8 protein-coding genes are annotated in these 10,550 nt (G+C 54.5%); all 8 read right to left on the bottom strand.

Annotation, left to right across the window (positions count from 1 at the left end):
- Positions 1 to 2: 2 nt before the first annotated feature.
- The gene (gene tssJ, locus RTM06_RS02170; protein WP_312179641.1) at positions 3 to 524 is read right to left on the bottom strand and encodes a type VI secretion system lipoprotein TssJ; all 522 of its coding nucleotides are present in this window, start codon (positions 522 to 524) and stop codon (positions 3 to 5) included.
- The gene (locus RTM06_RS02175) at positions 521 to 3,856 is read right to left on the bottom strand and encodes an ImcF-related family protein (protein WP_312179643.1); all 3,336 of its coding nucleotides are present in this window, start codon (positions 3,854 to 3,856) and stop codon (positions 521 to 523) included. Before RTM06_RS02175 ends, tssJ begins: the two co-directional genes overlap by 4 nt.
- A complete protein-coding gene (locus RTM06_RS02180; protein ID WP_312179645.1) occupies positions 3,837 to 4,973 on the bottom strand; it encodes a hypothetical protein in 1,137 nt (378 codons plus the stop codon). Before RTM06_RS02180 ends, RTM06_RS02175 begins: the two co-directional genes overlap by 20 nt.
- The gene (locus RTM06_RS02185; protein WP_312179647.1) at positions 4,970 to 5,233 is read right to left on the bottom strand and encodes a PAAR domain-containing protein; all 264 of its coding nucleotides are present in this window, start codon (positions 5,231 to 5,233) and stop codon (positions 4,970 to 4,972) included. The genes RTM06_RS02180 and RTM06_RS02185 overlap by 4 nt, the downstream gene beginning before the upstream one ends.
- A complete protein-coding gene (locus RTM06_RS02190; RefSeq protein WP_312179649.1) occupies positions 5,230 to 7,539 on the bottom strand; it encodes a DUF2235 domain-containing protein in 2,310 nt (769 codons plus the stop codon). The genes RTM06_RS02185 and RTM06_RS02190 overlap by 4 nt, the downstream gene beginning before the upstream one ends.
- Positions 7,524 to 8,036, bottom strand: coding sequence for a DUF3304 domain-containing protein (locus tag RTM06_RS02195; RefSeq protein WP_312179651.1), 513 nt, complete (start codon positions 8,034 to 8,036; stop codon positions 7,524 to 7,526). The genes RTM06_RS02190 and RTM06_RS02195 overlap by 16 nt, the downstream gene beginning before the upstream one ends.
- Positions 8,037 to 8,042: 6 nt before the next feature.
- The gene (locus tag RTM06_RS02200; RefSeq protein ID WP_293796549.1) at positions 8,043 to 8,786 is read right to left on the bottom strand and encodes a DUF4123 domain-containing protein; all 744 of its coding nucleotides are present in this window, start codon (positions 8,784 to 8,786) and stop codon (positions 8,043 to 8,045) included.
- Positions 8,787 to 8,788: 2 nt separating this feature from the next.
- Positions 8,789 to 10,550, bottom strand: a 1,762-nt coding sequence (locus tag RTM06_RS02205) for a type VI secretion system tip protein VgrG (protein WP_312179654.1), incomplete at its 5' end; no start/stop codon positions are given.

Below are 10,550 nucleotides of genomic sequence, written 5' to 3' on the forward strand. Positions count from 1 at the left end.
AGTTACTTCAATAATTCCAAATTCAGGGTGTTATCCCTTACTTCAATCGTGCGTGGTGAATCCGGATCAAGCTCCTCACGGCTCAGCACCCGTTTCCATGTGCCGCGCTCTCTGTCCGGTTGGCGGAACAGGCCCACGACCGCGACATACTGCGCCTGCTTCTCCATTGGCATATCCAGACTGACGCTTTGTCCCGGCATGACGCTGAGCTGCCGCTGCGCCACCAGACTCTCTTTCAGCACCCGAACTGGCTGTGCCAGCAGGCTGCTGTATTCGGCGTCATCGAAACGTTGACGTGTGCTGAGTTGCAAAATATTCAGACGCAAGGGCATCGACTGCTGGGCGTCGTCCTGATTGATCGCTATACGCGCAGTGAAGGTCAGGTGCAGGGTGTTGACCTGGCGATAAAACACGGCATCAGCAATGCTTGCTGTGCCCTGTTTGGTTTTTTGCCACGCGCCACAGCTGCTCAGCAACGTTGCCGCGAGGCAAATCAGCAATACATGGGCGAAACGAACCCTCATTGTTCGCCTCCCTGATACGCATCTTCATTCTGCGTTGCGGAAATAAATATCCGTGCAGGCATGCGAAAGCCGCGTAACTCGAGTAGCGCCAGCGGGCCGCTGCCGAGCTCCGTGCGAATCTGATAGTTCAATGCCAGCCCGTCCGGCGTCGGCCAGAGAACACGATAAATGTTGCTGCCCAGATCGGTGATGCGGGCTTTATCCAGCAGGCGGATCAGGCCCCAGCTTCCAGGGTGATCGGCATAAATGCGGGTTCCGGTATGGGTGCTGCGCCAGGTCAGCGTGGTTTGTGGTTGCCAGCGGTTGTCTGGCCAGTTCAGCGTTTGCCAGCTCTCTTCCTGGTTAAAATATTGCAGCTTCTGGCGATCCACCGTCAGCTCAGATTCCACCACGTCGCGGGAAGGTTTTGCCATCATCTGAAAATGCAGCTCCACATCTCCCCGGACAAATGCGGTGTTGGCGATGTGCGTCAGTTTATTCAGCGCGCTGAGAAAAGCAGGATCGAATGTCAGTCCCTGGCTGTTCATGGCATCCGGCACCCAGCGATCGCCTTCGAGCCGTAGCAGGCCACCGAGGCGACTGTTAACGAACTGCACGATACGTCCGGTGTCGGTTCGCATAAACTGCGCTAAATGCGGTAAGGAGACGTCGCTTTGTCGGTTAGCAAACGGGTAGCGGTCGGCAAACGATTGATCCCACGGAGTGACAACATCGTTCTGCCACTGGCTGTTAATGCTCTCAGCGGTCGGGCTGAGCACCTGCTCCCACGCCTGCACCATCGGTTCGACAAATACCGCCTGACCAAACCCGCTCCACTCCTGTCCGAGGCTGGCGGCAATCAGACTGCCGTAATCGCGGGTCTCAGTAAGATCAACGGCTTTGCCCTGAAACACCGTCAGTGCTAACGACTGCATCATGGCCTGCGGATCCGGCGCGTTGGTTACCTGCTGCAGTCGCAGACGAACACGGGTGACACGCGTCAGTAATGTTGGCAGGCTGAGGCTATCTTTAGCCGCGGCGCCGGTATCGGTCAGCGCCAGCAAAGGTCCAAAGGCGTCATCCATTGGGCCACGTGCACCTTGTGGTCTGGCGATGGCCCTGGTTTTGTCGCTGCTGAGCAGATTCTTTGCAGAGCTCACCAGCGAATCGGTCAAATCGCCGCCTGTTTGCCCCGTCCGGCCCTGCACATTCAGCGTGTTCATCAGTGCAATCAGAGGTGACTGGCGTATATCAGCCAGCAGGGTTAACTGTTCAATCGATTCCGACAGGCTCTCTGCCCGCTGCCATTGCAGGCTGTTGAGGAATTTCAGCCAGGCTCCGGCGTAATCGGAGAAGTAGCGATCTGTCAGCCGCGCTTGCAGCGTTTCCGGAGAGAGAGCATTGTTGCTGGCAGCTTTGTTATCACTCAGAACCCAGTCGATTTCATCGCGCCGCACTTTAGCCGCTTGCTCAATCGCCGGTTGCACTGCCTCTTCCCACGCTTTGCGGGTAAAGACGCCAGGCACGGTTTCATCGGTATCGAACAACCTGCTGCTGTCGGTGCCGCTGACCATCTCAATGAGCGTCATATCAGCATAATCACGGGACACCTGCTCAATGAGCTTCTGATAGCGCGAAGTCTCCGCATTGCTGGCACCAATCTGACGCAGCAGCGCTGAGCGCATACTGCTGACCAGTCGCATATCCGGTTGTAACTGCCACTCTGGGTGCGCAGGCAGATTCGTCATCATAAAGGCCAGCATAGCGCCGCCATTGTTGCGCCAGCTGGCGTCCTGAATGCCATCACGCAGTTGCCAGACCTTAATAACCGTGGTGCTGAAAAACGCCGGATCGGATTGTTCGGGATGCGCCAGCATCAGGTACGCCTTGAGCAGGTCATACATGCTTTTGGCCTCATCGGCCCGCAGCGGGCTGTCGGGCGGCAGGTTACGCCAGCCGCTCATCAGCGTAGTCAGGCGCTTGACGGATGCATCACGCAGCAGCGGCATGGCCGCCTGCTGCCATTGTTGCCACAGAGAATCCAACAGTGCGTCATTCTGGCTGAGGCCAAAACGCATAGACCAGGGCGCACCGTATTGCTGACGATGCTGCAGACGCTCGATCTCTTTTTGCAGCTCGCGCAAGGCGAAAAGTTGCTGCTGCAGCGGCTGACGGGAATCTGTTGCGGCGGCGGCAAGCTGCTGATCTGCTTGTATAAGACGAACATTGGCAATCCAGGAAAACACCAGGCAGGCGATCCACATCACCAGCAGGCAGGAGCAGATCGTCAGCAACGTTTTCCGCCATGAGGCAGCGCTGGTTACCGGCCTGCGCCAGCGTAGCGCCAGTAAATCCAGCCAGGCTTTTCCCGGCTGCCAGGCATGACGCAATGAAGCGCTTCCGGTGGTCTCCGGCTGGCTGAGTACCACGCCAGCCAGCGGCAGCGCCCTTGCACCTGTGGAGAGCTGCGACAAGGTTCGTGTCAGGCGATCCGCTCCACCGCTTCGCAGCGCGTGCGCCAGTTCCAGTAAGAAACTGTGCTGGCGATTACGCTCAATATGCTGCATGCCGCGCTCAACCAACTGGTGCTCAAGATCATCCAGCGACTGACGGTAATCGTCTGCACTGTCACCTTGCGCGATGGTAAATCCGATCCCCTGCGCGGTGGCGCCGGGCAGAGAGGGCGCGTGAATCTCCCACAGCCACAGCGGGATATCCTGGCCCAACAGGCTGTAACGCTTCTGCATCTGGCGAGCCGTGGTATCCAGCACATCCTGAGTCATTTCCGCTTCTGCGTTCACAACCCAGATCACCGCATCTGCCAGCTGGCGGCGAATTTTACGCAACGCCCGCAGCTGTGTGGGTAGCGGATCTTCCTGCGGGCTGCCGTGCCAGAGCAGCAAGGTGTTATGCCCCTCAAGCCAGTGCTGAGTTGTCAGGCCAGGGATACTCTGTTCAACCAGATGCTCATCGCCGACCACCAGCAGGATGCGTACCCGGATGCGCCAGTGCCACCGATACTGGTAGCGTATCTGGGTGATAACGTCCTGTACCCACTGATATTCTGCAGGACGCTGTTTCTGCGAATCTGCTGCGCCTGTTGCTTCACGCGCATTGAGTCGCACCAGCCCGCGCCAGGCGAGAATAAACAGTGGACAGAACCACAACAGCGCCAGCCAGACCATCAATGACCAGAAGGCAATCTGGCGCGGCACAGCCTCCGGCAGGTCAATGCTGCTGCCTGCGAAGTAATAGAGTCCTGCGCCAGTCAGCACCAACAGGGTTACGACAAGCAAATAGCCACAAACCAGCCAGAACAACGAGTGCCGGGGATTAGTGCGGGAGGTTTCCACGGGGAATACAAACTCCTGTAGTGTATTGAGATTCCATTTCTGAGGCGATCCAGCCGCAGGACTGGCCGTTGAGCGCCGAGAGCAGCGCCAGCGACCGTAACGTAAACGGTGTTATTTGTCCGGCATGGCCGAGCCATGGGGCAAGTACGTGATCCAGCGCGGACCAGCCGCCATCCAGCAACGCTTCCATTGCAGGGACATCTGCCGCGATCACCGTATCCGGCGTATCACTTAATCCGGCATAACGGGAAAGCTGTGCGACGGCCAGAGTCGCCGTTTCACCCAACGCCGGTTGCCAGCGCTCCGAACGATGCATCAACGCAGTCCCCTGCACCGAGCAGAGCCAGGCAAAGGCGGCTTCTCCGGCAACCTGGGTGCCATCAGATAATCCTTCGCCACCTCCGGCACACAGCAGCAAAGTCGGAGCTGTCTTGGCGAAGAGATCGATAACGTTATCTGCGCCATCAATCGCACTAAGCCGCATGGTTTCTTCAGGCATAACCATGCCCGCTGCCAGCAACTTTTCGCGAAAGGCGAGCAGACTTGGGTCATCACCCAGCCAACAGAGATGCGTGATCGTGCGTGTTTCACCTGACTGACGCACATGCGCCACCAGGCGATTGGCGAGATAAGTCGCCAGCATGACAGGACGACTGCGCGCGCTGTTCAGCACCCGTGGGCAACGCAACTGAGCGTAACCTTCTGCGTTGATGTCCGGTTGCGGGGCGTCTGCTGGGTGCGACAACAGCGCCAGATGTTCGGATGCGTCTTCTCCGGCTGGCGTCACCAGCAACACAGCTTCTACCGGCAACGCGTGGCTGCGTTTTCGCCACCACGCATCCAGCGCCAGTGAGGTTTCTGCATAGTACGTCTGGCTGTTATCGGTGGATTGCAGCCATACCAGCCAGCGCAGCGTCACCGCCAGCAACCAGCACAGCAGCGGCAAGACCAGCGCCCAGAACCAGAAAAGCGGCGAACGAGTCGGCTTTCCCTCAGGCCACAACAGCATGGTGGTCATCGCCGATATAAACAGCAGCATGGGCAACGCCACCCACCAGCGCCGCCAGCGGGCCGGGTAAATGGTGGCGTAATCGGCATAAACCGGCGGTTGTTTCATCCGCAGACATCCATATCCGGCAGGGAACTGACCAGCGTACAGCCGCAGGCACATTTATGCCCATCCAGCGCCACCGCTTTACCGTTTACGGTGCTGTTGGTTGCTCCCTGAATAAGGGTGGTCATGCCGTGCTCGTTACATTTCGCTTTGTCATTGACGCAGGCCACCGGCTTGCCAAACGCGTCAAAACTCCCGCTGAGCACTTCACCACCGTAGGGTTTGAGCGTATCGCCTACGCGCACCAGTTTTTTAAGTGTCATACCACTCGCGCTCCCGAGGATTTCAGCATATCAAGGGCAGAGGCCATCATGGCCTGATGCTGTTCGCTCACCACACTGATGCGAGCCTGGGCAACTGCGGCGCCTGGTTGGGTGGTTGCTTTTGGTGGAGTGAGTGTTTGAACGACACCGGTCGCCATATCCTTCACTTTATAGGTCACATTGTTATAAGCGGTTTTTGGCTCGATAAAATAGATGACGTTATTGGAGGTTGGCGCGGCGTTGATTACTTTGCCTTCAACGGAAATCAGGCGAAGATTCTTATTGGTCTGGTTGCCGCAGTAAAGCATGCGATAGCGGAAATAACCGCCCCAGGGTTCACGTCCAGCCAGTGCACTTTGCATAAACCAGGCGCGGGAATCGTGAATTTGTTCATCGTAAAGGGCTAACAAGTCAGCACGCGGTTGAGTACGAATGCCGTTGCCCAGCTTGTCGATAAACAATTGCGGATAACGACGATCGCCATCGGCTTTCATCTGCTCGTATTCCGCTTTTTCATCATCACCGTTGATCAGAAATACGGCATGTTTCGGGATTACATCCAATGCAATCTGTATGGTTTTATCCCACCAGTTTCCATTAATATCCCGGCCCCAATCTTTATAATCATGCTGGAATTCACGGGCCGCTTCGCGTAGCTGATATTGTGCGTTGGTAGGATCTAAATCGGGTTTGCCCTGTAAACTTTCGTCCAGCGGCAAGCGGCTCTTTTTGGCCTCTGCTCGTCGTAAGTTAAGCGCTTTTACCGCTGCTTTATGGTCTTTCGCTTCTTTTTTAAGCCCTTCAGGAGTTAGCTGGGGTGCTTTATTAAAGAAACTGTTGGCAAACTTATCCCCCTGAGGAAGCATGCTGCCGTGAGCATAACGACCAATACGCCACGCGGTGATCCAGCCAATCTGATCGATAAGCGCGCTTTCAAGTGTCTGAGAAAGTTGATAGGCACGATAACCTTCTGATGTATCTCCCGCCACTTCGCTGCCTTGCAGGGTGGTGTTGAGCAGGGTTTGACGCCAGATGTTGAAGCGTTTGGTTAACATAGGTGCAACAGCAAACTCAGTAACCGAATCACCAGACATAACGCGTGATGGAGATATGTCTTTAATTAGTAAGGTTATTGATGAGGGGTGTACCAGCAATGGAGCGCCGGACTCGAATGCCGCAGCATACATATCGTGAAGAACGATTTGCGATAGAATTTCACCCGTGCCATTGCATGATTTTCCCTGATCCCCTGGAGGATAACCGCCGCCAACATCTGAGTGCATCCCAGGATAAATGACCTCCTGAGTATTGGCCGGGTAACTGCCATCAGGGCGGCGAACTGAGTCAAGAGGGAAGCATAAGCGCTGTTCGTGTGCGGCAACGAAATGTCGGCAACACTTAATCAATCCAGGGAATTTACGCTCATCAGGTAATTGCTGGCTATTATCCGCCCAACCCATATGACCTGCAGCACCCGGCATAATATGAGCAGCCCCAACAGACGCCACCGTATCCAGTAATCCCAGAAACTCAATACTGATCGGTAAACCAGCAAGTTTCAGAGGATTGTTTTTAAACCTGGGGTCCGGTAACTGGGTTAACCAATTAATAAAGGCTCGTGCTTCAGCAGCTCCGCGAGAAAAACCGTAGATAAACAACTTTATGCCCAGAAGATGAGGCTGCTGGGTTTGCGCTGCCTGGCCTTCTAACGCCTTTAACAAGGGGTTAATCGCATTACGTCGATTCACTTCCCCTGAAAAAGCTCCGCGAGCCTGCATATTGGGCAGCATTCCTTTAGCCAAGCCATCATCAAGGCGTTTACCCCCTTTAGTACCGGCATAAGTCAACGCATCCACTAATCTCAGCAACGCCCAGTTAATTCGATCCTCTCCACCTGCGGCGAAAGCCAGACCATCGTTGCTGTAATCCATTTCGCCAATTTTTGGGAATGGCGTGCCAACACCAGGAATGTAATAACGAAAATAGCCTTCACCATCAGCATTTTGATATGTCGCATGATACAACTTTGCGATATTGGTCGGATGCGTTGGTTTAGCTACACGCGTATCGTTCTCTTCATTATTTCCCGTGCCATCGAAAAATAAACTGATATGTAGGCTTCTACAGCAAGGGACGACGCCTTTCTTCCCAGTTTCTTCGCCAAGGGTGGCTCGATAATCAATTTCTTCTTGAATCTGCTTTTTATAATTGGCATTAACTTGCGCTTCCCTAAGCGACAAACGACCACTGTCAGGGAACTGCGGTGGTGCAAAACATGGCAGTGCTAAACTCATTTCACGGGACATGTCGCAGGCTCCTTCATGTTAATAGTCTCTTTAATCGGATAGCCAGATGTACCGTATCCAGAGCATGCGGTTGTCACCTTAACCTTATTGCAGGGCAAAAAGTGCACAGTTAGTCCACAGCGTTCCTTGCCATACTGCGGAATATTAACGATGGCGTTATGTTGCTTAAAACTGCTTTTAAGTTGTTTCTCCCAAACTAAATAATTGTCCCAATCTTTATAACTGGGTGGTGATGGTGCAGTATGAGGATCAACTTCCCAATCAACCCGAACTTTAAAATCAGGCGTCCATTTTTCAGGAAGCATGATGCAGCAATATCCCCCGCCTAAACCTGGAACGTGGTATCCATTCACTGAAAAACCATTTATACCTTGTCCCTCGACATGGTTGACTGCACGAAGATCGCCAGCTGTATAGCCATCATCACTGTTTGCCTGCGAGCAACCAGACATCATCGATAAAATCAGTAGTGAGCAACTAACCGCAATTTTTTTCATTACGTTTCAATCCCTAAAATCAGCCAAATCACCAACGTAGCCAGACTTGCTTGCCCGCATTGCAATTGCCAAACAATCTGTAAAATGTGCTTCTCGCGAAAGAGTTGAAGTTGCCTGCTCCTTCAACAACATCTCGGCATCACTGATACATCCCATCAGCTCAACCTGCGCATCGCTTACACGATTCATTTCCGGGGCATCAGCAAGTTGTCGACCCGGGTTCCAGGTTCCGGTTTTCCACACCATCTCGTCATCACGATTCCGCCAGCTCCAGAACAGCGCAATGTCGGTGAAAGCCGCCTGCTGCTCTGGCGTCAGGACGTGATCGAGTAACGAGGGGAATACGCGATTGTCGTAGTAGCGCAGCAAACCGGTTTGCTCTTCCCAGTGAACCTGTGACAGTGCCTGCAAATGGCTACTCAGCAGGTCGAATGCCAGTGGCGATATCAGCAAAGTCAATCGCGGCGTGGTGGAAAAATGTTCCACCAGTTGTTCCAGCCAGCGCTGGTGGCTGCTGACGTTAAAATGCAATCGCATCACCAGCGGTGAATACTCTGGCGTTGCCGCTTCCGGCGTATTTTCAAACAGCTCAAACCAGCGTAACGGCGGGGTAATCTGGTTCAGTGCCTGCTGCAGCGGTTGTGTTGTACCCGCCTGATCAACCAGCACATCGATATAATCCTGCCCGGCAGTTGCGCAAAGCGCGGTGGCCTGTTTCAACCATGCTGTGCCATTATTCATGTCCGTCATGGTTATCCCCTTGGCGCGAAAGCCAGCGCGGCTTCCTGCGCCTTTTTCAGGCACTCTTTGCACACGGATTTAGGCAGATCCGGCAGCATTGTTTCTTCGCTGGCAGGAGAATTCCACGCATGAACGCCACGGATGCTGGTTTTACCCGGTGAATGGATCTGGATATCACCCTGCGGCGTAATCCTGATGGTTGCGCCGCCGCAACCCAGCACAATGCCGTTTTTCGCAGTCAGGCGCAGTTCACCCTGAACGGTTTGCACGCTGATATCTTTCATCGCCGTCAGTCCCAGGGTATCGCCGTGCGATTCCACCGTCAGTGGGCCTTGCCCCGATACCATGCGAATCCCTTCCTGTTGTGACAACAAAGAAATCGCCTGGCTGGCGTTGACCTGAATGCGTTTGCCGCTGGCAATGCTGGTTTCCGTCTGGCTTTGCAGATGCAGAGTACTGCCTGAGTTGAGCAGGATACTTTTGGGGCTGACAACGCCAATCCCTTCCGGTGCACTCAGCAACATGGCAGGGGATGTGAGCTGGTCGACGGCGGCCAGATAAGCCCTGAGATGCGTGGCATCAGGCTGGAGGTTATGGTGAGACTGAGTGATCGACTGCCAGTCGCTCATCTGGCTAATCGCACCTTTGACCAGGCTTACTGCAGATGTCATTTCCAGTACCGGTCCGGTTGCAGTGGTCTGTGCATCCGCCGTCAGGAACAGGCCCTTACCGGCTCGCAGCGTACCGGTGCTGTCTGTGCGCAGTTCAAATCCTTCGCCGCGCTTGCTACGAGAACTGTCGACAATGTGGCCGAGTGAGAGTTGGCTCTTACCGCCAAATTCCGTCGACAGTTTGACATGCTCATATCCACGGCGATCCTCAAATCGGAGTTTGTTATTCGCCGGAGTTCTCAGCACATTGCGTTGATAGTTATAGAGATTGACATGGTCTTCATGGCGAGAGTCATGTACCGAGCACAGAATATAAGGTCTGTCAGGATCGCCGTTGGTGAAGGCAATCATCACCTGTGTTCCGGCTATCAGCGGAAAGTGCCAGCCGTAGACATTGCCTGCATAGGGTTTCGCCAGCCGCACCGGTACGCTTTCAAAACCAGACTGCCAGGACTCGTTCAGATCGAACTGAAAACGCACCCGATAGCGGCCATGTTCATCAAGTTCTGCATATTGCGCATTTTCTACCGGGCTGGTGACGCGAGCCAGCAGCGTACCTGCAATGTGCGGCCAGCTTTTCAACGGTGGGCGATAAGTGCTTTGTGAGCGAACGGGCACGGCGGTAAAGCGGATAACATAGGCAGTATCGCGCGAAATACGGGTTGATGAGGTAGAGACCACCAGCAGGCCATCCAGCGCATTCGGCCACGCTTTACCCTGTGGAGAGATCACCATGCCCGGACGGATATCCATACCGTTGCTCATACCGTCGAAAGTGACCTGCTCGGTTATCAGGCGTTCCTGACGGCGTTTGACAAACCATTGTCCCTGTTCAGGCAGAGCCTGGTACTCCTTGCCCAGCGACTGATAGTTTTCACCGTAGCGATATAGCTCTCCCGTAAGCGCAGGTTTATCAGGATCAGTTTCCGCTTGCGCCTGCATCTCAATTTGCGCATTGCGATAATATTCATCATTGAGTCGTGTGCTGGCGGCAACGGATTGGCGATTAACTGAAATATTCCAGAGTGATTCCTGGCCGCCGTCAAATAACCCTGACGGATGGCGAAAGACGATGCTTTGCTCAGCACCATAGGCCTGCGCG

The sequence above is a fragment of the Pantoea sp. CTOTU46764 genome (assembly GCF_031974595.1).
Lineage (GTDB): Bacteria > Pseudomonadota > Gammaproteobacteria > Enterobacterales > Enterobacteriaceae > Pantoea > Pantoea trifolii.